The organism is Streptomyces telluris, assembly GCF_024519335.1.
Classification (GTDB): Bacteria; Actinomycetota; Actinomycetes; order Streptomycetales; family Streptomycetaceae; genus Streptomyces; species Streptomyces telluris.
This window is the reverse complement of record NZ_JANIID010000031.1, coordinates 42,430-65,934: the sequence shown is the minus strand read 5'-3', so window position 1 is coordinate 65,934 and position 23,505 is coordinate 42,430. Positions and strand designations below refer to the sequence as shown.

Annotated in this window: 12 protein-coding genes; all 12 read right to left on the bottom strand. The window is 71.1% G+C overall.

Going from position 1 to position 23,505, the window contains the following annotated elements:
• Positions 1-42: 42 nt before the first annotated feature.
• The gene (locus NQU55_RS27820; protein WP_256791383.1) at positions 43-1,458 is read right to left on the bottom strand and encodes a sugar transferase; all 1,416 of its coding nucleotides are present in this window, start codon (positions 1,456-1,458) and stop codon (positions 43-45) included.
• Positions 1,459-2,260: 802 nt separating this feature from the next.
• The gene (locus NQU55_RS27815; RefSeq protein ID WP_256791382.1) at positions 2,261-5,146 is read right to left on the bottom strand and encodes a type III secretion system effector protein; all 2,886 of its coding nucleotides are present in this window, start codon (positions 5,144-5,146) and stop codon (positions 2,261-2,263) included.
• 58 nt (positions 5,147-5,204) lie between these two features.
• On the bottom strand, positions 5,205-6,947 hold the full coding sequence (locus NQU55_RS27810; RefSeq protein ID WP_168095955.1) for a hypothetical protein: 1,743 nt from the start codon (positions 6,945-6,947) through the stop codon (positions 5,205-5,207).
• Between the two features lie 57 nt (positions 6,948-7,004).
• The gene (locus NQU55_RS27805; RefSeq protein WP_256791381.1) at positions 7,005-8,138 is read right to left on the bottom strand and encodes a M91 family zinc metallopeptidase; all 1,134 of its coding nucleotides are present in this window, start codon (positions 8,136-8,138) and stop codon (positions 7,005-7,007) included.
• Positions 8,139-8,329: 191 nt separating this feature from the next.
• Entirely contained in the window at positions 8,330-10,060 is a 1,731-nt protein-coding gene (locus tag NQU55_RS27800; RefSeq protein WP_168093757.1) for a hypothetical protein, read from the bottom strand.
• A 47-nt stretch (positions 10,061-10,107) separates the two neighbouring features.
• Positions 10,108-11,058: a scabin-related ADP-ribosyltransferase gene (locus NQU55_RS27795; RefSeq protein WP_168093756.1), complete on the bottom strand. Its 951-nt coding sequence runs from the start codon at positions 11,056-11,058 to the stop codon at positions 10,108-10,110.
• Positions 11,059-11,142: 84 nt separating this feature from the next.
• The gene (locus NQU55_RS27790) at positions 11,143-12,099 is read right to left on the bottom strand and encodes a ComEC/Rec2 family competence protein (RefSeq protein ID WP_168093755.1); all 957 of its coding nucleotides are present in this window, start codon (positions 12,097-12,099) and stop codon (positions 11,143-11,145) included.
• A gap of 174 nt (positions 12,100-12,273) precedes the next feature.
• Complete coding sequence (locus NQU55_RS27785) at positions 12,274-13,773, bottom strand: hypothetical protein (protein ID WP_168093754.1); 1,500 nt, start codon at positions 13,771-13,773, stop codon at positions 12,274-12,276.
• 29 nt (positions 13,774-13,802) lie between these two features.
• Entirely contained in the window at positions 13,803-17,294 is a 3,492-nt protein-coding gene (locus NQU55_RS27780; RefSeq protein ID WP_168093753.1) for a hypothetical protein, read from the bottom strand.
• Positions 17,291-19,612 (bottom strand): hypothetical protein, encoded by a 2,322-nt coding sequence (locus NQU55_RS27775; protein WP_168093752.1) that lies wholly within the window; start codon positions 19,610-19,612, stop codon positions 17,291-17,293. The genes NQU55_RS27780 and NQU55_RS27775 overlap by 4 nt, the downstream gene beginning before the upstream one ends.
• A gap of 7 nt (positions 19,613-19,619) precedes the next feature.
• Positions 19,620-22,262, bottom strand: a complete 2,643-nt coding sequence (locus NQU55_RS27770; RefSeq protein WP_256791380.1) for a DUF6603 domain-containing protein — start codon at positions 22,260-22,262, stop codon at positions 19,620-19,622.
• 516 nt (positions 22,263-22,778) lie between these two features.
• On the bottom strand, positions 22,779-23,447 hold the full coding sequence (locus NQU55_RS27765; RefSeq protein ID WP_256791379.1) for a TMEM175 family protein: 669 nt from the start codon (positions 23,445-23,447) through the stop codon (positions 22,779-22,781).
• Positions 23,448-23,505 lie beyond the last annotated feature (58 nt).

The window sequence follows — 23,505 nt, the reverse complement described above, 5'->3', positions numbered from 1 at the left end:
TGGCCTGCCGTCCGTGCACCGACCGGACGACGCCCCCGCGCATCAGTAGGCCCCCTGCCCCTGAAGCACCGCACGCAGCGTCTTCCACAAGATCACCGTGTCGAGGGCGAGCGACCAGTCCTCCACGTACCGCAGGTCGAGGCGGACCGCCTCCTCCCACGGCAGGTCGCTGCGCCCGCTGATCTGCCACAGGCCGGTGAGCCCGGGCTTGACGAGGAGCCGCCTCCGGATGTCCGGGTCGTACGCGGCGCACTCCTCCGGCAGCGGGGGCCGCGGACCGACGAGCGACATCGATCCGGTGAGCACGTTGAAGAGCTGCGGGAGCTCGTCGATCGAGTACCTGCGCAGCACCGTTCCCACCCGGGTCACCCGCGGATCCCGGCGGAGCTTGAACAGCAGGCCGGCGCCCTCGTTGAGGCCGGCCAGGTCGGCGCGTGCCCGGTCGGCCCCGGCGGTCATGGTGCGGAACTTGAAGATGGTGAACTCCCGGCCGTCCTTGCCGACTCTGCGCTGGCGGTAGAGCGCTCCACCCGGGCTGTCCGCGAGCACGAGGAGCCCGACGAGCAGCATCAGCGGCGCGAACAGGACCAGCAGGATCGCCGCGCCCGTCCGGTCGACGACGCCTTTGACCGCCCGGCGGCCCCCGGTGAAGGTCGGCATGCTGACCCGCAGCAGCGGAATCCCGAGCACCGCGTCGACGTGCAGCCGCGGGCCGGCCACCTCCATCAGCACGGGGGCCACGACCATCTCGGCATCGCTGCCTTCGAGGTTCCACGCCAGCCGTTGCAGCCGGTCCGGTGACCAGTGCGGGTCCGATGTGATCGCGACGACACGGTAGCCGTCGCGGCGGACGTGACCCGCGACGTCCGTCAGCCGGCCGACGACCGGCACTCCGTCCAGTTGGTCACCATCGAACCCGAGACCATCCGGCGTGCACACCGCCTCCACCCGCCAGCCGAGGTGCGGGAACTTGCGGGTCCGGGTGATCAGGTCGTGCACGGTGGCCAGGCTCCCGGCAGCGAGCACCGGGCGCAGGCACCGTCCTTCATTGCGCTGTTTGTGCAGCCAGAGGCGCAGCAGATATCGCTCGGTCATGGTGGCGAGCGCGATCGCCGGAATCGCGACGAAGATCCAGAGCTTGATGTTGTGCGACGTGAGGGCGATCCCGCCGAGCGCCAGCACGACGGCCGCCGCGAACAGCGAGCGTCCCAGCCGGCGGAATTCCTCGGCACCCTGGCCGAGCACGGCCGGAGCCCACGACCGGGTCACCGCAAGGGCCCCCAGCACCAGCAGCTCGGTGCCGAAGGCGAGAATTCTCCATTTCTCGTGCCAGTCGGCCGCGTCCCGGGCCCCGAAGAAGCCGCCGATCGCCGCCACTACGAAGGCGGTGACCACGGCATCGCTGGTGATCACGGCACGGCGGTACCGCTGCTCCCAGTCGATCGCGGGCCGGCTCATTGCCCCGTTCGCCCGACGCCCGCGCGCCGGTGGGAACGGGTTGACTAATTCCCCTAATTCCCCCTCCTGCACAGCCCCTTCCAGGTCTCCAGTGGGCTCGACGTGTTCGCTCCACACTGTTTCCTCCCCCCGGGAGGCCCTCGCCCCCCGCACTGTTCCTCCCCTCGGAAGGCCCCCGCCCCCCGCGCCGCGCTTTTCTTCCCCCGGGAGGCCCCGCCCCCGTGAATGGCATACCGGCTATTGCAGCGCTACCTGAGAACCCGTTGCCGGTTGCTCCCCACAACCGAGGCCCCTTCGGGCTCCAAGAATTGATCAACCCCACGTCCGGCGCCCGGGATGCGGCTGCCGGCCGTCCGTGGCACCGGACCTGTAGATCTCCGTGGCACCGGATCTGTAGATCACTTTTTCGGCTCGTGTCCAAACGTGCGAAGCGAGGGTCAATGTAGACCATTGAGGCCCGTCTGGAGAGGGGGATGTGTGTAACTTGTGCTCGGCTTTTGAACCCGGAACCACCGGACGGTGATCGATTGTGGGCGCCTCGACGACGAAGGCGTGTCCTGTGACCTGTGATGACGGGAGTTTCCGGGCTGTCGGCACGGCTGATCGACAGTCCCGTACCGGAGGGGGCCGCTTGCCAACGTCCTCCCGGTTGCCGGTGGCGCGCGACGACTATTGGATCACCGTCGGCTCGGCCGGCCTTCCCATGATCCGGATCCCCGGCTCCTGCTACGAGATCGCGGCCCCGGGGAGCAGGCCGAGGGCCTGATTCCGGTATCGGAATCAGGCCCTGGTCCTTCCGTGCTCAGTGCGGGAGCCGACGATATGCATCGACGTAATTGCGCAGCAGGGCCTGGTGGGTGCCGTTGATGATGGTGCCGAGTGAGGGCTGGGCCCGGAGAGGGTCGCCGAGGCTGTTTTTCTTGATGCGCTTCAAGAGCTCCGTCGCTCTGTCCTTGGTGACGTACTGTTCGAACGATTCCCGGTCCATTCCGGCGAGTTCTGCCAGCTTGGTGTCGTCCGGAACCTCGAAGACGAGATCCGCCAGGCCCAGCGCCGCATCAGGCGCCACCCGGTAGAAGTCGAGGACACGCTTGCGCCACTCCTCACGGCGGGCATGGCTCTGGGTGTAGGACTGGCGGAGCGCGACGACGCGGCCGCTGACGGGGCCTGTTCCGGGCGTGTCCAGGATGGCCTTGACGAGCCTTTCGCCGTCGGTGACGACGGAGCAGTCTGGGGCGAACACCCTGTTCTCCTTGTCCTCGCCGCGGAGATTCCCGAGAGACTTCGCCAGGGCCTCTCCTTCCTGGTCACCCGTGCCGAAGGTGACGCCGTCCTCCAAGCGGGTGAGGCCGTCCAGAAGCTTGATGAACGTGTTGGGCTCCGGGAAATAGACGGTCCTGGGGTCGACGTCCGCCATCGCGACGCGGACGTCCCGGTCCATCGCGGTGGCGATGTCCACGCGTGGATCGCCACCCTCGGGGAGGCGGTATCCCCCGCTGAAGAGGTCGGGCCAGTTTCCCTTCTGCAGCCGGTCCGCCGCCGCGTCGAACAGCGGGGTGCCCCCGGGAGTCCGGAGCGAGAGCACATCGGCGTCGCCGGTGTGGAAGTAGATCCGCTCGTATCCCTTTCCGTCGGCGTACAGCGCCTTCACGAACTCCTGCGTCCGGTCGCTCCCGGCGATGGCCTGCCGTATGGCGCCGTAGGGAATGGTCTTCTGATCGTGGAGACTCGTCCTGCCCTTGGGCGCGCACCAGAGGAAGGAAAGGACGGCGACCGGGAAAGCGGATTTCTCCTGCCGCCAGGCGTTGGTGAATTCGTCGATGATCCGCCGCTGCCCTGCGACGCGTTCCGCACGTTTGGCGTCGCTCTCGCCGTAGGAGTAGCCCTCGTTGAGTCCGATGACGAGCGCGCACCCCTGCCGGGTCGCGGTGGCCTCGTCGCGGTAGCGGCGCGCCAGGGCGAGCAGCGTCCGGTGGTCGCCGACCTTGGCCGGGACCATGGCGACGAAGCCCACGCTCCCCTTGAGCGGCTGGGGGGTGCCGACCGCCTGTCCGGCGTACACGTCGGTGATCGGCTCCCAGGGCGCCTTGCCGGTGGCCGGGGTCTTGGGCCGGGCCCGGTTGACGATCACCCCGGCCTGCTTCCGCTGCTCCTCGGGCAGGCTGTCGGGGCTCGTCCACTGAGGCCGGGAAGTCTCGACCGGAGTGCCCGGGCTGCGATGGCACGCGCGCTGCTCGACCAGGTAGCCCTGCTCCAGGCGGGCGGCTCCGATCTTGTCCCGGTGATCCCACACCTGGACTGCGGCGGCCGGGTCGGCAGTACTCAGGAACCTTGCCAGCGCGTTCAGGGAGGAGAGGTCGCGTCTGTACACGAAGCTGCTTGCGCCGGCAAAGAGGTGGTGGGGGATCCGTCGGCGGGGCACGGCCAAATGGTGCACGCGCTCCACCCTCGTCAGCGCGACGTAGGCGATGCGGTGCCGGAATCCCAGGTCGCGGGCGATGGCGACCTCCGTGACCCCGCGCACGCGCGTGCGCTGCTGCCAGGTGGCGGCGGCGTCGCGCAGGGCGGCGAGGCTGTCGGCGTCCCGCCGCCCGGCGCGTACGACCGCGCGGGCGTGGTGATCGAAGGCCACCCGCTCGGCTCGCACTTCGGCCGCGGAGGACGAGATCCGGCGGCCCTTGTGCCGCTCCACCACGCCGTCGATCCACTCCAGGGCCACATCGCTGCCGTGGGTGCGGATCTCCTCCCAGTTCACGCCGCGCAGCACGACCAGCCCCTGCTCCGTCTCCGCGACCGGGAGCGGGTTGAGGTATCTCAGGGACAGCTCGCTGAGGGTCGCCCTGTAGAACGCTTCGCGCTCCTGGCGCGTCTCGGACTTCCCGGTGCCGCGTACGGTCACCGGGCCCGGGTCCTCCATGCTGGCGTCGCGGCCGGTGCCGTACCTCTCGCGGAACAGCCGCTCGGTCTCGGCCAGCGCGGCCTGCCGGACCCTGGCGCGTTCGTCGTCGTCGTGACCCGTGTCGTCCAGGGTCCCGGCCAGGGCGTGCGCGGCGTGGATCAGCTCGTGCGCGAGGGTGACCTCGGGAGCCATGGCCACGTCGTCCGAGAGCAGCAGCACCCGGGGGTGGAAGGACACGATGGAGTACACGCCCAGGCCGTTGTAGAGCGGTCCCTTGAGCCTGGAGTTCAGCGACCACTGGGCGGGTTTGCCGTCCGTGGCCTGCGTGATGATGACGTTGATGCCCGCGAGGTCCCGCTGCTTCGGCTGCTTCGGCGTCGCACCGTTCTTCCGGGAGCCGCCGTGGCGGCACAGGACCCGCGTGCTGATGCCCGTGTCCCAGTCCTCCGGCCCGCCGTAGGTGCCGTCCGGGTCGGGCAGCGGCCGGGCGTGGCCCAGGAACTCAACGAGGCGCTTGCCCGCTTCGGAGGACTCGATCCGCCGGAGCAGGAAGTCGATCTCTCCTACGTAGTCCTCGTCGTCCAGCTCGAGGCCGGGCTCGGGGTTGGAGGTGTCGTCGCGCACGTCGAGCGCGTCCGCGTCGGGGCACACGGCGATGCCGGGCCGTATCACGGTGAGGGGGAGCGGCTTGCCGCCGAGCCAGGCGATCTCGATGGGCGACTCCGCGGCCGCCCGGACCGGCTGCGGTGGTGTCAGACGGGCAGGGTCGAGCCCGGTGAGGCGACGCATGACGGGGTGATTCCTTACGTTGTTGGTGGGTTGATTCCTTACGGGGAGTCCGCGGGATTCAGTCCGTGACGACCAGGACGGCCCGCGCCTGCCGGCGGGTCTCGGTGGTCAGGACCAGGGAGGGGGCGGCGCCGGCCGCCGTCGGCGCGGTGTACCGCAGCGAGATCTTCTCGACGGCGGGCAGCAGGTTCGGCAACCCCGCCGTCGGCGAGCCCGTCGCGGGCAGCAGGGGGGCGAGCGCCTCCGCGAGCGTGATGCCTTCCTCGGCGGCCCAGGTCGCGGTCCAGCTCGTCGCGTCCGGATCCTTGTCCGCCACGAGGTCCAGCTCCATGAGCGACGACTCCGGGCCGCTGAGGAGGAGGGAGCCGGTGGCCTCGACGCCGGACGGGCCGTCCCCGGTGCTGATCCGCGTCGTGAGGTGGGCGCGGGCCCGCAGCCCGGCGGGCAGGGGGAACTCGGCGGATCCGGCCGCGGCGAACAGCCGTCCGGAGGGTGTGGGGACGACCTCGAAGCACAGCTCCTGCAACGTCAGCTCCGCCAGGGAGGCGGGCAGGCCGCTGCCCATGGCCTGCTCGGTCCAGGTGCTGATGTCGCGGAAGGCGATGCGGTCCGCCTCCACGGTCAGCCCCCAGCCCTGGGCGCTCCTGGCGGCCTTCACCCCGATCCGGGTTCCGCCCACGACGAGCGTGCCGGCCAGGGTGACCTCGAGCGCCCGGTCCCCGCCGCCGGACACCAGGACCGTCTGGTCCTCGATCCGTACGCCCGCGATCTCCAAGGGGCTCAGGAGCTCTCCCGCGACGACGAAGGCTCCTTCCCGGAGGTCGCACAGGAAGGAGAGCCGTCCCAAGCCGTTCTTGCCGAGGTCCGGGGCGGCGCGCTCGAAGAGGCCGCTGCCGTCGGCGAGTTCGCCGTGCGCCGTCAAGGCGGGCAGGTCGATCGTGACGGCGCTTTCCAGCCCGCCCACGGACAGATGTGCGCTCAGCTCTACCGACAGCCCTCCCCGGCCGTTCTGCCGGGCGGCGGAGTCCAAGGCGACCCGGGCACGGACCCGGCCGAGCGTCACTCCCGCCAGCAGCGGCCATTCGTCGGCCAGGTCAACCTCGACTTCTCCGGTCACCCGCCCGTCCCCGGGGGCGTACGAGACGGTGACTTCACGGAGCGCGGGCAGGGCCGAGGCGAGGAGCCCCTGCCACTCCTCGGGGAAGTGGTCGGTGACGGCGTCCGCGCCCGTGCACCCCGGCAGGTCCGCCACGTGCCGCAAGGACGGCAGGGAGAGCCCGTCGGGGAAACGGGCGGAGACCGTGAACATACCTTCGTGCACCGAGGCGAGGAACAGCACCGGCTCGTCGAGGCCAGGCAGCTCCCACCGGGCTCCCGCGACGACCGGTGTCCGCTCCTGCTCCGTTTCCTTGTCCGTACGGGGAGTGGCGTCGAGTACGACGACGGCCGCCTGGGCCCCCAGGGCCTGGAGCGGACTCAGGTCGTGTGCGGGGAAGGGCTCGGGCAGCCGCCACTTCGGGGCGTCCACGACCAGGACGAACCCCACGACCGCCCTGCCCGAGGTGTCGGCCAGGAACTCCGCCACGGCCGGGCAGGGCTCCGGCCCGAGGGCGGGCACGGCGCAGTGCCCCCGGACGGTCATGCTCTCCGCGGTGAATTCCGCGTCCGCGAAGTTCAGTTCGGTGGAGCCGAAGTATGTGGAGAAGGCTCCGCGGACAGCGGGGTCGGTGAAGTCCTCGGCCTGGAGCCGCAGACTTCCGTTCCGTGCTCTCTCGGTGATTTCCTCAACGGACAATGGCATTGCCGAATCCTGTCCTCGATGTTCTGTGCTCACCTGCGGCCGTCCACTCGACGGAGGTCAGGCGTAGATGTCTTCATTGATCCGGATGACGGCGGGGCCGTGGCCGGGGTCGGTGACGGTCGGCTTCGGGCGGGCGAAGCTCAGCACGGGGGCAAGGCCGTCGTGGCTCGCGATGATGCGCTCGGCCCGTTCGGTGTGCTCGGGGACGAGTTCCTGCCGAACGTGGGGCTCGGCCGTCGTGCGATCCGCGAGAAAACCGGCCGGCTCGTAGGAGAAGCGGTCGAAGTACTTCTTGGCGAGGAGTGGCTTGATCACGTCCTTGGAGGCTTTGGGGATGGGTTTTCCGAACATCGCGTCCCCCTCGGGCCGCTGCCAGTCCTGCTTCCAGATGCCCGCAGCTTGATCGTCCTTCGCCAACGGGCCGTAGGTGGGGCGTGCGGCGAATCCGAGCTCCTTGACCAGCCGCCGCTCGCTGACGTCGAACAACTCGGTCCGCTGTGTGCGTATGCGCTCTGCCCGCGCGGCTTCGACGGCGTCGCGTGCGTCGGCCAGATGATGGTCGACCGCTTCGATGCTCCGAAGTTGTCCGGGGGTGTTGCGCAGGACCTTCCGGCCCGTTTCGGCGTCGGTCGCGGTGCCGAACAGCCACTCCAGGGCGATGGGGTTGCCGTGGGTCACGATCTCTTCGAGCGGGCTGGTGTCGAAGGCGAGAGCGCCGTTGAGGGATCCCGCCAAGTAGGGCTGTTCCTCCTCGTTCGTCTCCATCGACCCGGCGACGATGTGGGCAGCGTGGATCAGCTCATGGCCGAGGACGACCTCGGGCGCCAGCACGACCCGGTCCTGCACAACGGCGAAACGCGGGTTGAACTCGATGTACGAGAAGTAGCCGAGGCCGCTGCGGGCGATGTGCGTCTCGTCGGTAAGGGCGCGGGTGTCCGCGGACAACCTGGCCCCTCGGGAGAGGATCACCGTGGTGATGCTCGGCCGGGAATCCCCTGACTCGTACTCGGCCGTGAAGGCGGATTCACCGAAACCGTGGGGGCCGGGCAGCGGAGCGGTCTGCCCGAAGAAGTCCACCAGGCGCTTCCCGGAGGGAATGGCCTCCAGCCGGGTCAGGAGGTCGTCCACATGGTCCAGGAACGCCTGATCGGGAGAGGCCGTCGGGTGGGACAGCATGGTCGTGCGGTCCACGGAAGTGACGGCGATTCCCGGGCGGAGTTCCACGGCCGTGCAGGAACCCCGCTTGCCCATCGTGATCCGCATGCGCGCGGGGGGCGTCCCGGGGGTGGAAGGGTGAGTCACTGGGGGCTCCGAAGGTGAGGAGATGGTCAGTCGGCCGAGGCGGGTGTTCGCGAGCGGGGCGGGCGTCGCTCCGGACGGCGTCACGGCGTCACGGCGAATACGGCACGCACGGTTCCGGCGTCCGCGGCGATGACGAGACCGCCGTCCCCCGTCACGAGGTCGAGTGCGGTGACCTCGGGCAGGAGCTTCCGTACGGAATCGTCCACCGTCCCCCCGAGCCATTCGACGAGGTCCGTCACGGATGCCGCGGCGTCACCGTGCCAGGAAGCCCGCACGCGGCCGCCCGCCTGGGCCCGGAGCTCCAGAACCATGGGCTCGGCCGCCGGCACATCGATGGACAGCGTGGCCTTCAGGTGCCCGGCGCTCGAACCGCTGCCACTGGCAGCGCTGATGACGAGCTCTGTCTTGCGGCTGCCGAGAGAGAACAGGCTGTCGGCGGAGAACTCGAAGGAACCGTCGGCCCTCCGGACCACGGACAGGTCGTCGAGAACGACGCCGCGCAGGAAGTCCGGCACTGTCACTCCCATGCGCTCCGACAGCCAGTCGGCGACCGAAGCGAAGTCCACATGGCGCACCGAGCCGGCCAGCTCCCACCGGCCGTCCGTCGTACGGGCGGCGACGGCGCGGACCCGGGCGGAGCCGACGGCCAGCTCGCCGAGGCTCCGTACATCCGGAGCCCCACTCCCGTGGCCGGCTATTTCGAGGGAGGCGTTCTCCAGGGCGAAGTCGGCACCGGGTGTCGCAGGTGCCGGGGGTGCCGCGGGTGTCGCAGGTGGTGCGAGTGGTGCGGGGGTCGAATAGCCGAGCGCAAGGGCGTAGCTTCCCTCCCGCAGATCGGCCCTGACCGTGGCACGGGCGACGGGAAGACTCTCCAGACCGCTCCCGGAGGCGAATTCGGCCGGTGCGCCGGTCTCCGGGAAGGGGCCGGCCGCTTCGGCCGTCACCTCCAGCTCCGGAACCGTGATGGTTCCGCTCAGGGTACAGCCGTGCACGCCGATACCGGCGCGCAGAGCGGCCCGGGTCCGTACAGGGCCGCCCTCGGGGAAGGTCAGCGTGAACTCCGCCTCGACAGCGGTGAGCTCCGCCGCGCCCGGGATCACCGGCACGTGATCGGCCAGGCTCACCCGCAACCAGACGCTGCGCAGTCGCTTTCGGCCGGTGTCGACGACCACCTGGATCTGCCGGATGCGAGGAGTGCCGACGGGTATCTCTGCCGGAAGGGTGAAATCGGCGCCCGAACCGAACGGCAACTGAGCGAGATCGGCGAGGCCGGACAAGGGAAGTCCCTCTCCCAGCACCGGCGACGCGGTGACCGTCGACGCCTCGGAAGGAGTGACGTCGAACTCCCACTCCTGATGGCCTGCGCCGATTCCCGGCAGGCGGACCACACAGCGCGGCACGACGGCCGTGCCCGCGTCATCGGACAGGCCGAGGGTGAGGACGGCGTGCAGCCGTCCCGTCCTCCATATGGTGCCCAGAAACCCCAGGTCGAGGTCGAGATCGCCCAGTCGGAACCGCCAGTCCGGCAACTGCACGTCCAGGACGACGGCGCTCACGTCCACTCCCCGGGCATCGCCGAGGAACCGCAGGGCGCAGGGCAGGTCGGCGCCGTGGCCGGCCAGTGTCAACCGGCCGGTGACGGCCGGCGCTTCGGGGTCCGCCTCGGGGTCACGGACGGTCAGCGTGTCCGTGAAGAGGTAGTCGTCGAAGAGTTCCAGCGCGTTCTCATGCACCAACTGCTCCGGAGTGAGCGTCAATTCTCCCTTCGCCTCGGTGAGGATCGTCCGGACCTGCGCGATCGACAGGGACACCACTTCGCCTTTCGCTTCTGCGTACTCTTCCGCGCCGCGCGCGGCCGTCAACGGGCCCATTGGGGGACGATCGGGGGCACCTCTGCCGGAGTGCCGAAGGGATGGCCGGGACTCGCCTGCCCCTTAACCGGCCAGAACTCCTTCTCCCCGCGCCACCCTCGGGGAGCGGTGAACTTCCCGGATCCGGGGGTCCAGGGCGCTTCGTCGAGTTTCGTCCAATAGCCGACGAGCCCTGTCCAGCGGGCCCTTTCGTCCTCGAACGGGTTGTACGGGAAGTTCTTGTCGAATCCCGGGAATCCCCTTCTCCGGTCCCGCTCATGCTTGATGAAGTCCGTCGCCGAGGACCATGCGTGCTGCTTGACGGGGAGGCGGCCGTCGGGCCGCTCGGTGAAGGTGAAGCGCAGGGTGATGTCCACCTGGTACGCCTCAAGGATCCGCTGCGGGGGGATGTGCCACGGCGCGTCCCACTCGGTGGCCTCCTTCACCAGCTTCCGGGCCCGGCCCCCGGAGTGGCGGATCCGTCCGGGATCGAGCACATTGCCTTCCATGCTGACCAAGTACTTGGACGGTTTGATCACATACAGCCACTTCTTCAAATAGGTGCCGTCCCGGTCCTCGGCCAGCTCCCGCGCTATCTTCCGCAGTTTCGAGAGCTCCTTCTCGCTCTCGTACCCCTTCTTCACGAGCTCCTGGACGGCCAGTCCGGCGTTGAGGTCGGTTTCCTTCATCTCCTTCAGCAGCGGGCCGAGCTCCCATCGGACGAACATCTTCATGGCGGTGTCGATGTCCCGTGCCACGCTGACGAATCCGCTCTTCCTGCTGAAGTGCTTCCAGTCCGCGAGATGGCCCGGGATGTCGTAGTACGTGTCCCAGCCCGTGAATCCGTCCTTGAATATCTCCTCCGGGCCCCGGCTGTCGATCCGGTACACCCAGTCCGGCACCCTCTTCAGCACGTACGGGAAAATGGGGAGCAGCTTCTTCTGACTGCCGTTCGGCATCTGTGATCCTGATTCGGGAAGAGAGTGAACAACATCGCTTCACGGCGCGGCGACGGACCGGTGAACGCGATTCCGTGCCGGGAGTCAGCCGGAGAGTCCCAGCGGCATCGACGGCTGAGGGGCGGTGGCCCATGAGTCGACGGAGGCGAAGGCGAACCGGTCCTTCTCCTCCGCCTCGGCGGCGGACGCCGTTTCCGCCGACGGGTCCGACAGCAGCACCGCGGCGCTGGCGTGCCCGGTGGCCGAGCCACTCTCCGAGTCAGCCGGAGCGTGCTCCCGCACGAGGGCGTACCGGTGCTTCCCTTCTGGGCCCCAGGGCCACCCGTAGGCGCCGTCGGCCGAGGGGTGACCGAGCACGAGCAGCTGCCCCTGAGGCATGAGGGGATGACCCGTGGGCTCGCCTGGGCCATCCGCCGGGAACGCCTCCGCCTGAAGGCCCACCACGACGGAGCCCGGCACATCTCCGAGGAAGACGACGCGCAGCGAACCGTAGACCAGCAGGAGGACGGTCCCGTTCGCATCCGCGTCGGACGATTCCGTATGGCCGGTGGAGTTCGCCGCGAGCACATAGAGCCGCATTCCGGCGTACGAGACGACCGGCGCGCCCAATCCGCGGAAGGACGGGGGAAAGGTGCGCGCACTGTTGCCGACCAGCCACCGGTGAAGGTCCACCCCTCCCTGGAGACCGGCGTATTGCCGCAGGTCTCCGCCGCAGGAGACCTGCCCGATCTCCAGTCCCGCGGTCACCGGGAGCAAGGCGTTGCAATGGGCGGAGTCAGGGTGCGTGAGGAACACGTGATCGATGCGCGTGCGCCCGGCGAGGGCCCGCCGCACGGTGGCGCGCATCTTCTCGGTGGTCTCCTGCGCCCCGAGGGAATTCCCGCAATCGATCATCACGGCCGGCGGCGGACCGGCTTGCGGGTCGTCCGCTTCCGGGAATGTGATGACGGCGCAGGTCGTGTCCTTGGTGTCCGTGAGCACGATATCGGCCGGCTTACGGGCAGGAATTCCATCCGCCAGTGGCCCGTGGTGGGGGCTCAAGTTGTTCTCCTTCGGGGACATGCGGTCGGGGCACGCGGCCGGGGTGGGGCCGGGGTTCTCGGGCGGGGGACAGGGGGCGAGCAAGCCCGTGCGGGGCCGCTCCGCGGCCGGGCACGGCGTGTGCTGCGCCGTGCCCGGCGGCCCGGTTCGCGTGTGGTCGGCCGGTGACCGGTGTCAGCCGGAGAGGAGGGGAAAGAAGTACGCGTCGGTGGTGCCGCCGCCGCTGCCCTCCTGCCAGATCGTGTACTTCTGCCCCTTGCGCAGGGGGACGGTGGCCGAGGAACCCTTGACGTCCGGGGCGTTTCCGTAGTCGATTGTCGCGGCGGCCACGGTCTCGTACTCCTGGCCGTTGTGGACGTCGACGTAGATCGTCCTGGTGGCGTGGTGCCCGACGGTCCTGACCCACAGGAGCAGCAGGCCGTTGGACGGCGCCGAGCGCTCCCTGCCGTCGAAGGCGTCGGCCAGCTTCTGCGGGGTGCCGAGGACGGTTGTGAGGTCGGCGCGATCGGCCGAGAGCTTGCCCTTGATCCAGAGGTCGCCGGTGTTCATGCCGTCGAAGTTCGTCGAGCCGACGAGCGCCTTTTCGGTCACGGCGAGGGAGCCCGTCACGGTGACGCCGGCCTCGGCGGAGACGCTCTTCTTCGCGACCAGGGCATCGCCCACGGTGAGCGTGCCGTCTCCGCCGTACACGGTTCCGTAGAAGTGGCTCTCCTGAGCCACTCCCAGGGAACCGCGGAAGTGGCTGTCCTTTTCCACTTCCACGGCTCCGTCGATGGTGAGGAGCGGGGCTTCGTTCTTGCCCTTCCGGCCACCTGCGGTGATCTTGGTGACGGTCAGCTGCGGGAAGACGGGCTCCGCGACGGCGACGGCCGTCGAGAGGTGGTGCGTGATCGTCTCACCGGAGCGCTGCAGCGTCACCCGGACCTGGAACTGGGTGTCGCGGGTGAGGCCGGTGACGGGGAACCGCCACTTGTCCCGGCCGCTCAGGGGCTCGGAGCGCTCGCCGTCGCCGTAATAGACGTAGCAGGTCGCGTCGGACGGCGCGGTCCAGGTGAGGACGGCCTTCTGGCCCGGCGTGAGCAGGGTGACGGGGGCGGAGTCGGGGTTGTCGTCGACGTCGGCCTCGCGGAGGACGAGATCGCCGACCACGTCGGCCGTGAGGGCTTCGGCCGGGGGGTACTTGGCGAGCGGGAGGGTGACCTGGTGGGTCTCCCAGGTCTTGCCGTTGTCGACGCTCACGGTCTCCCGGATGCGCAGCAGGGCCGTGCCCGCGAGGGCGTTGGCCTTGAAGTCCTTGAGACGCAGGAGGAGTCCGTGCGTGGTGAGGGAGACGGACTCGCCGGTGGCGGGGCGGACCGTGACGGGCGTGCCGCCCGGCGCGAAGGCCGCCATTTCGTCCTGGGGCAGGGTGAGGAGGACCCCGCTCTCGATCTCGTCAGTGGTCCACTGGTCGCTCGGTTCGACGGTGGCGACGACGCGATGGCCCGCGGGGACGAGGTCCTGGGCGAGGTCGCCGGTGGGGAGCACGAGGAGGATCTGCTTGCACAGGACGGCCTCGGTGCCCGAGTTGGACACGACGACGTCGATGTGGGCCGGCCGGTCGGTGGCCAGTGGTGCCGGGACGGTGGCCAGGCTGTAGGTCAGGCGGCTGGTGCCGCCGAGGTGGGTGCTCATGGTGGCGTTTCCTTGGATGCTTGCGGGAGTTACTCGGATGCGGCGTCGTCGTCGTCGGAGGTGGCGGCGTCGCCCTGCGGGAGCGGGCCGCGGGAGGTGAGCAGGCCGGAGCGGAGCACGGGGGCCCGGCCGTCCCACCGCGGGGTGGTGCTCGCGGCCGAGGTGGCGAAGCGGGCCCAGGTGCCGTCGCCGGCGCGCTCCGCCCATGTCCACGTCTGGTCGTCGACGGTGCGCACCGGCAGCGCGACGGCATCCTCCGGAAGGGCGGTCGCCGGAGTGAGGAGCGGCCCGGTGCGCAGGACGGTGCGCATGCGGTTGAGCGGTCCGTCGGTGAAGCGGTGGGGGATCTCCAGCGTCGCGGTGGGCAGCAGGTTGGTGGTGGCGTGCACGGGGGCGTGCGGGTCGACCAGCAGGGTCAGGTGCTGGGGCGCTCCCGCCGCGACGCGCAGGTGGGTTCCGTCGCCGATGGCGGCGATGCGCGGATGCGCGTCGGACGGCGCGACCACGGTGCGCAGCACGCCGGGGTCGGTGTCGGCGAAGTAGCCCACCAGCCCGTCTCCGATGCGCAGTTGCTCGCCCAGGCGCACCGGCCAGGAGTAGCCGGTGAACTCGGGGCGCGGCGGGTCGTGGTCGAAGATGTGCTGCCAGCCCGGGTCGGTGGGCGGAGGTCCGTCCAGGTCCAGGTGGAGGCGGCAGCGGACGAGGGCCAGCGGACGCCCGGCGAGCGCGGCCGAGGCGGCGCCCGCGGTGGGCACGATGTCCACCAGCGAGGTCTCCAGGAGATCCATCGCGGCGGGCAGCGGGCTGCCGTCCGCACCGGTGCCCTGGAGCCAGGTGACGAGTGTGTGCAGGTGGGGGAAGGCGGTGCGCAGGGCGTCGAGACCGGCGGGAGCGTCGCCGGGCAGCGGCGTCCACACCGCTTCCCGGGCCGGCCGGCCGATCCGGTACGCCCAGCGCAGCAGGCCCAGGGCGGTGCCGTCGGGCGCGTGGACCGTGAGCGAGCCGTCGACCAGGTTGGGGACGATCCATCCGGCGAGCGGACTGCCGTCGTCCAGGTGCGTGGCCGGGTGCGCGCCGCGGTCGGCGTCCATGAGGTCCAGCCCCAGGCGCGCGGCCTGCGGCAGGCGCGGCGGCAGCTGGACGACGTGTTCCGGGGTCGTGCCCAGGGCCTCGGCGACGTGCTGCGGGCGCAGTGCGTCGGCGACCACGGGGTGCCGGAGGCTGCTCGCCCCGCCGGTGCCCGCCGGGGTGATGACGTCGAGGGCGCGCCCGAAGGAGTCCACCAGGGTCAGCCGCAGGAAGCGGAACTGGCCCGCGCGCAGTTGCTGGAAGCCGGAGTCCGGCCAGCCTTCGAAGGGTACGGGCAGGGGGCCCGGGTCGGGGCTGGTGCGGTAGGCGTCACCGATCAGCTCCGCCAGCTCCGGCGGCGCGCCCAGTGGCGGGACGCCCTGGCCGGGGTCCTGGCCGATGAGCATGTCGCGCAGCCCCGCCAGCGAGCTGGACAACACGTCCCCGCGGACCATCCGGTCGGCCAATGTGTCGCAGTAGGAGGCCAGTTCGGGATCCTCGGGCGCGTACTGCCGGAGCTGGTCGGCCAGGCTCCGCGGCAGGTGGTCGCTGAGCAGCGTCCGGCCGGTGTAGGTGCGCGCGGCCTCGGGGCGGGGCTGCGGGCAGGTGTAGCGGTCGCCGTCGAACTCCCACTGGTCGTGGGGGAGGGGGTGGTACTCGACCTCCCAGAGCAGGTGGAGGGGGTGCCACGGCTGTTCCCAGGGTTCGCCGCCGAAGGCCGGGGCGGTGCCGGTGCGCGGCGTCGGCGCTCCCGTGTCCGCCGGGCCGCCCGTCGGACGCGGCTGCGCGGCGGCGCCGTGCGGGTCGAGCAGGAACGCTTCGCGCAGCAGGGCGCGGGCGGAGCCCGGCATGGCGGAGTGCTCGCCCGCGCCGAGGTCGAGCGTGTTGCACGCGAGGTCCGGCCGTTCCGCCGTGAACACCACGTCCGTGCCGGGGAGTCCCACGGCGGTCACGGTCTGGCCACCGAACCGGCAGCGCAGCGTCGTGTCGTCCGAGAGGGGCAGGGAGCCGGCTCCCTGCAGGACGACGGCGGGGTCCAGGGCCCGCTGGAAGGGGGCGGGGGCCACGCGCTTGAGGTCCCAGCCGGTGGGCAGGCCGTGCCCGTCGGCGTACCGGCGGACCGATTCCGCCAGTTGCGCGGGCGTGTCTCCGGCGGGGAGGGCGGCCCGCATGCGGTCGACCGCTTCCCGGTCGGCGCGTACGCGCGCCGCGAGGCTGCCCTCGCGCCCGGGGTCGAGCTCCTGCGTCAGCTGCTGGTGGTGATAGCCGCGCGGCAGCACGGGCAGGCCCTGGAGGCGCCACATGCCGTACAGCCGCCGGCGCAGCCCGGCCAGTTCGCGGTCCGCCCGGTCGTGGGCGTGCTGCGCGGCGTTCAAGGCGGCCTCGACGGACCGGGCCCGCCGCTCGTCCTCGGGGGAGGCGGGCTCGTCCGAGGTGCTGGGCGGTACTGCGTGCCAGGCGTAGGAGGCGGTGCCCTCGCCGAAGCCGGCGCCGAGCAGGATGTCGGCGAGGCGGTGCGCATTGTCCGGGTCGTCCGCCCGGGTGAGGGTGTTGGACTGGAGCTGGTCGAACAGCGCGGGCGCGAGGGTGAGTGCCGGGGTGGCGGCCGCCTTGTTCGTGGTCAGGGCGGTGAACGCGGAACGGGCGCTGTCGGCGACGGACACCGTCGGGTCGGGCCGCTCCTCACCGGAGGGGTCGTAGTGGGGCAGCACGCCGTGGACGCGGCCGGTGTAGACCGTACGGGCATCCGGGGCCGGGGCGCGGTCCGTCTGCCAGCCCAGGACGCCTTCCAGCGCCTCGCGTACCTTCGGGTCGGCGAGCGGGTCGTCGGAGGCCGTCGCGTGCCAGCCGATGACCTGGTAGCCCAGACGGTCGAACTGGCGGGGGAGCTGCGCCAGGGGGTCGTGGAAGGAGAAGACGTCCTGGCAGTGCGGCTGGAACGCGGCGAACGTCAGGGTCCCCGGGCCGGTCGCGGTCAGGAAGGTGGGCCGGTCCGCCGCGGATTCCGTCCACTGCGCGGCCTCGGTGCGGCGTCCGATCCGGGTCGGTGTGACGTGGCCCCGGCCGGGGCGCAGATAGGGCACGGTACCCGTGCGCTTGTCGAGGAAGTCGCTCTCGACGACCCACGCGGCGGTGGCGTACTCGCCCGCGGCCGTGTAGGCGTGCCGGACGACCAGCCAGCGGTTCGGTGCGGGCGGAAGCGTGATCTCGCCACCGGGCGTGGCCGCCCGGCGCAGCGCCGCCGGAAGCTCCCAGTGCAGGTGGACGCCGTCATGGCCCGCCTCCTGGGAGAACTCCGTGTCCGTGCTCGCGTAGGGCGACGGCTCGGGGGAACGGTGGACGCCGAGCAGGTGGTAGTTGGGGATCCAGCGGAGGAAGGTGTCCCTGGCCCGCACCTGGTCGTTGACGACCAGGGCCCGGAGCCTTACGGGGACCAGGAGGTCGGTGTTCATCGGGTGGTTCCTTCGAAGGAGAGGGTCAGCTGCTCGGGCGCGCGCACCAGCTGCACGGCGAGCTCGGCCGGGGAGAGCGGGGATCCGGGCTTGACGTCCTCGGCGAGGCGGACCGCGAGCCGGCCGATGTCCAGCACCCGCGCCCCGGCGGGAGTGGTGACGGTCAGGGCCGGGTCCGTGCCGACGGGCACTGAGCGCTCCAGAGGCCGGCCGACCTCGCCGGGGGCCAGGCTGCGCAGGGCCACGTTCCCTTGGTCGTCCACGCCGAAGTGCAGCCCCTGGTGCGGTTCGCTGATCGTCAGGCGGTCGGGCATGCGGTCGAAGAGCATCAGCAGGACGTCACCGCCCAGGGGCTCGCGGCGGATCACCTTGACCGGAACGGTCCCGGATGCGGTGCGGGCCTCGACGCGCAGCGTCGGCCAGCCCGGGACGAGGGCCGAGCGCAGCAGTAGACCGGCGGCCGGCACGGACCCCTGGTCGTCGAGCAGACCGTCCAGTTCGGCGTCGGTCGCGGTGTCGGCAGCGGGGTGCCGGTCCAGGCTGCGCGCGCCGTCGAGCAGGGCGTCGAGCCAGCCGCGGTCGACGTGGAACAGGCGCAGGCTCTCGGGCGGGAGCATCCGCTGGTCCGGTACGAGGCAGTCGAACGGCACTCCGCTGAGCGTGCGCAGCCTGGCCAGCCATGCAGCCGTCTCCCGCGCGTCCGACGACGGCGGCTGCGGCGCCGCGGAGCGCGGCGGGGCGTGGAGGCGGTAGGTGGCAGGCGCCGCAGGCGCGGTCCGGGGGCGCGGCTCGGCATCGTCATCGCCGGGGGTGCCGAAGGAGGCGGCCAGCGCGCTCAGGGCGTCGCCGCGCAGCAGCTCCTCGAACTGCTCGCGCGGCGTCGGGGCGGCCGCGCGGACGGCTGCGCGGGGGGCCGGTCCGGACGGTCCGGCGGACGGGGCGCTGTGGAAGAGCTGCCGACGGTACGTCGTGTACTGGCGCTCGGTCGCCCGGCGCAGCCGCCCTTGGTGGCGCAGGCGGACCAGGGTCGTGGCGAATCCGGGGTCGGCCAGGGCCAGGGCGCGGCCCACGTTCCAGGCGCAGGCGTAGCCGGTGGCGAAGGTGCCCGTGCGGGGTTCGTGGAGCAACAGCCCGTCGGCGTCGGGGAAGTGTCCGTGCTCCGGGCGGGGCAGCCCGGGTGCGACGCGGGGGAGGAACGGGCCGCTGTACCAGGCGAGGGCGCGCTCGCCCGACTCGGTGATGTGGGTCATCGGGACCATGCCCTGCTCCAGCAGGGTGGCCAGCTCATCCGGCAGCCCGCTGCCCGCGGTGGGGGCCGGGCGCAGGGGGGCCGCGCTGTGCTCGCCGTTCCCCGGGGTGAAGCGCCCGGCCAGCCGACCGAAGCCGTCCCCGGATGCGGGGCAGGAGGTGAACGTCCAGCTGTGCAGGGACACCAGGCGTACGGGCTTGTCGTCGGCGGCCTGCGGTCCGGGCGGCGGTACGTGGCCCTCCAGCGAGACGAGGTGGGCCGCATACCGCCCCCGGCCCGTGCCGGGGAACCGGGCGGTGGTGATGACCGCGTGCGCGTCCTGGGTCAGCCGGCCGTCGTGGCTCAGCCGCCCGTCCTGACTCCGTTGGCCGTCGTGGCTCAGCCGGCCGTCGTGGCCTTCCGCGGGCGCGGCGTCGGGCGAGGCATCGGGCGCGGCACCGGGCGCGGCGTCCTCTCCGCCCGTGCGGACGTGGGCGAGGAACGCGAGGTCGGACGGCTCCGGGAGCAGCTGTGCCAGCAGGTCCCGCGGTACATCGACGACCTGGCAGGGGGTGTCGAACAGGGCGGGGTCGACGGCGTTCCGGTCCAGGGCGGGCCCGTACACCGCGGCGTCGCCGTCGAGGAGCGCGCGTACGGTCACCGAAGCGGTGGTGCCCAGCGCGTTGGGATCCCCGGGCAGCTCGCCCTCGCCGAACAGCAGTAGCGCCAGCCAGGGGGCCCGGGCGTCCCGGGCGGGGTTCTGGACGCCGCTGGTGAAGGGCTCGCGCTCCCACGGCAGGGCCGCCGGGTTGAGCGTGATGTGCGGAAGCAGGCCGCCGAAGGGGCCCTGGCTGTGCGCGGCCGGGTACACGGCGTGCACCCATGAGGGGTCGAGACGGAACTGCGCGGCTCGTACGTTGACGATCTGTTCCACCGGGTCGAGGCGTGCTCCCGGCAGGTCCTCGGCAGGGAGCTGCTGGTCGACGGTGATCCGGTAGCGGCCTGCTTCGATGCCCGGCAGCAGATGGTCGTGGAAGGAGACGGGGGTGTCGTCCGCCGGTGCGGACCGCTCGGTCGGGTGCGTGGTCATGAGGTCCTCACGAGTGGGCGAGTCGCAGGGGCGGGGAGGAGAAGGCCGCTTCGCGGGCGTAGCGGTCGAGCTCCGGGGCGGCGTCGAGCGCGTAGCCGGCGGCGGACAGGGAGGCGAGCGCGGCGCGCCGCAGCGCGGTCTGCTCGGGCGTGTCGACCCGCAGCGCGCCGGTGCCGGCGCTCTCCTCCGGCTCCCCGCGGACTCCGGAAGGGAATGCGCCCGGGTCGAGCGGCAGGGTTCCGCCGGGCAGCGGGGCGTGGTCGAGACGGCCGCTCCGGCTGGACGCGGCAGCCTCGGGCAGGCGCGGGGCCGGTACGGCGATGCGTGCTCCGCTGACCAGGCCGTGGACGAACGGGTCCGCCTTCAGCGCGTCATCGGCCTTCCCCGCGCCCCACAGCGCCGTCGGCTGCGGGGCGCGCTGTGCGGTGACCGTCCAGTCCTGGAAGCGGTCGGCGGGCAGCTGCCGCCAGCCGCCGTCGGCCGTCTCCTCCTCGACCGTGACCGAGAGCGTGACGTCGAGGCCGGTCTTGGCCATCGGGCGGATGTGGACCTCGGCGGGGCCGTCCCCCGTCTCGTCCACTCCGTTGACCTTCAGAGCCGATGCGGGGAACGCGGTGCCGACGGTGAAGGCGAAGCCGTCGGCGGTGGCCGTCCACATGCCGGAGCCGCCGCCGGACGGCCCGGACGGCCCGGCCTGTGGTGCCTGCGCGGCGTGGTCGGGGTGGAGGCCGTCGACGGGGGCGAGCGTCAGCGGGTGCTGCGGCAGCAGCGTGCGGAACTGGTCCCAGCCGATGGGCGCGGGCCCGGACCTGGGCTCGCCGAAGTCGATCGGGATGGAGATGCCGAGCACCTTCACGTGCGCGGTGCCGCCGAACGGCGGGCCCCACACCGACAGCCGTGCGCCCAGCGACGCCTCGCCGCTCCAGCCGAACAGCAGCCACACCTGGGCGGTGATCTCCGCCCACACGTCCACCTCGTAGTGGAACGGCGCCCACTGCACCAGGGCGTCGAACCCGACGTCGACCCGGGCCTTGGCCCACGAGCCGTCGTAGCGCAGGTCCAGCCGGCCCCCGGCCATCGCGGCCGAAGGGGTGAGGGCGAAGTAGCTGGTGCCCTTCACCGTCAGCTCGGAGCCGGAGGTCCAGTTGACGCCGACCGGCTCCGCCTTCGGATAGTGGGCGGGCGCGGCGAAGTGCGGGTGATAGCCGCCGAGAGTGAAGACGAAGTCGCCGGGATGGTCGCTGTTCCCGAACCACAGGCGCAGTGCCGCCCCGCCGGTCAGGTGCACGGAGCGGTCGAGCAGGAAGCTGTCGGGGGCGAGCCGGGCGTCGACGGCCAGCATGTCCGCGGAGCGCCGGTAGACCGCGGAGATGTCCAGTTCGACACTGGCGTACGGCTCTCCCATCTTCTTCGCCGGGTCGGGGAACTGGGCCTTGGCCGAGCCCAGCAGCCCCACCACCAGGTCGTCCGGGCCGAATTCGGCGAATGCCAGGGCCTTGCAGTGGACGATTTCGAAGACGTCCGCGTTCAGCCCGAGGGCCAGCCATATCCGGCCCTCGTCGGGGGTCACCCAGGCGGGAGCGTCGTCGGTCCCCTCGGTCAGCTCCTTGAGCACGTCCAGGGGCTCGGGCGGCGTTCCGCTCCCGCCTGCCTCGGCGAGCCCGCGCAGCAGGGGAAATTCGGCGACCTGGTCGATGGCGGGCACCCGCAAGGCGCTGTTGTAACCGAAGCCCGCCTTCACCGCGGTGACCCTGAAGGCCGGAGGGCCGCCGAACGCGGCCCCCAACTCCGCGTACAGGAAAAGCGAATGGGTTCCGCTCTTGAGGTGCTCGTAGGCGCCGATCGCCCCGAAGGATGCACTCGGAGTCTTGATCAGGGCGCTGCCCTCGATCAGCCGGTCGTAGGGCGAGTCGGCGGTGACCGGCTTGTTCACGAACGCGCCGGATATCTCCAGCGGAGGCTTGCGGAAGGACAGACTCAGCCCGTCGAGCCGGCCGGAGGGCGTGAAGTCCTTGCCGTCCAGGGGAATGCCCAGCCCCAGCCCGTCCACGCCGAGCTCCAAGGGGCCGGCGTGCACCGCGGCGTCACAGAGGACCCAGATCTTCTCGTCCTGGTAGCTCGCACCCAGACGCCGCAGGAGCAGCGGGCCGAAGGAGCGGTCGAGGGTGACCCATGCGGCGGCGGGGGCCGAGGGGTCGTCGGGTGCGGCCGGGGCGTTGGATGCGGCCGGGACGTCGGACGTGGCCGGGACGTCGGACGTGGCCGGTGCCGCCCACGGCGCGGCGGCCGGCGCGGCGTTGAGCAGCTTCGGGGAGGGGGCTTCCTGCTCGTGGGACTCCTCGCGGGCCTCGGTGGGCTTCGCGCCGGCGAGACGGAACATCAGAGGGGTGCGCTTCTCGCCTCCCCACTCGTAGTCCAGGGCCACCAGAGCGCGCCCGCGGGTCTCCTCGGGAAACGTCGGGTGGGCGCCGTCGAGATGAGAAATCTGTTCGTTGAGCGCTTTCACCTGATCGGCGGTGAGGGCCTCGGAGGCGATGACGGCTTTCACGCCGGTGATACCGAGGTCATGGTCGGGGGAGATGCGGTCGCCGACCAGAGGGAGGTCGCTGAGTTTGGCGGCGAGTCGCGCATCGACGAGCAGGGCGAACAAGAGGCACCTTCCGGGCCGGGAACGGGGAAACGGAGGGGAGTTGAAAAGGAGAGATTGCTGCGCGCTCGGGAATCCCGGCAGGTTTCTGGTCTCGGGGCGGGAGCCGTCCGGCACCAGGCTGATTTCTCGGTGAGTTCGCCCTGGTGAGCGCGATCCGCCTCATCGGCTCCGCGCCCTCTCCGCAAGTGCCGCAACGAACAGAGGCGCTGCCGTTTCCCCTCCTCGGTATTTCTTCCGTTGGTTACGGTACGCCGCCCGGCGGGCGGGAGCCGGGCGTCAATTGTGTTTAAGGATCAACTGAATCATTTTGTTCAATAGTTGACTGAATTATCGGCGACCGGATGCGCGCACAAAGCGAGCGATGGTGCAACCTCTTAAACCTATGCGCACACCTGATCCGCAAGCCAATTGACGGCGTGTGGTGTGCTTCACATCCCGAAAGGATTCCTGAGACTCCGTCAACGCGGCAGCGGTGGCGGAGGTGAAGTCCCCCGGGGGTGCGTCCTGGGCGGACACTCAGGTTCGCGGCGCGTCTTCGTCGTCCGGGATCGGGTGGCCCGCGGGGGAGAGACGCAGGTGGGAAATCAGCGCTCCGCCGTACGTGGCGGCCAGCGGGGCGACGAACCACAGGACGAAGGCGTAGGAGAACAGCCAGGCGAAACCGATACTGAGGGCGAACCAGAGGCCGACTCCCCAGGAGTCGCCGGCGTGCCGGTGGGCTTCTGCGGGATCGCCGGTGACCAGGCCGGCGCTGCCGGCGATCTCCTTGAGGACTGCCTCGCAGAAGACCATGGCTGCCATCGTGCCGGCGAACAGGGTCTGCGCCAGCGGGTTGCCGATCGATGCGCCGATGAGCGCTGTCGGGAAGGGGAGGAAGGCGACCAGCAGCAGGAGCGGCGCGTGCCAGGCCGTGAAGGCCTTCGACAGCCCGCCGATCTGGTCCATCAGCTTGTGGTGGCGGCGCCACACCGACCAGAGAAGGACGAAGGCCAGCGCGAAGGCCAGGTAGGAGCCCTGTTGGTCCGCCAGAAAGCTCCCCAGCGCACGGGCCGACGCCAGCTCCTTCTCGTGCGGGCGCTCCAGCTCGACAGCAAGCAGCGTCATCGCGATCGCGAAGATCGCGTCTGTGAAAAAGGCCAGCCTCTCGGGCGAGGACCCTGGCTCCGACCGAGCACGCCCGCTCATCCGGACTCCCTTGCATCTACATCAGGGCTGCGTATGTGGTCTCAGGGAGTGCTGGTTG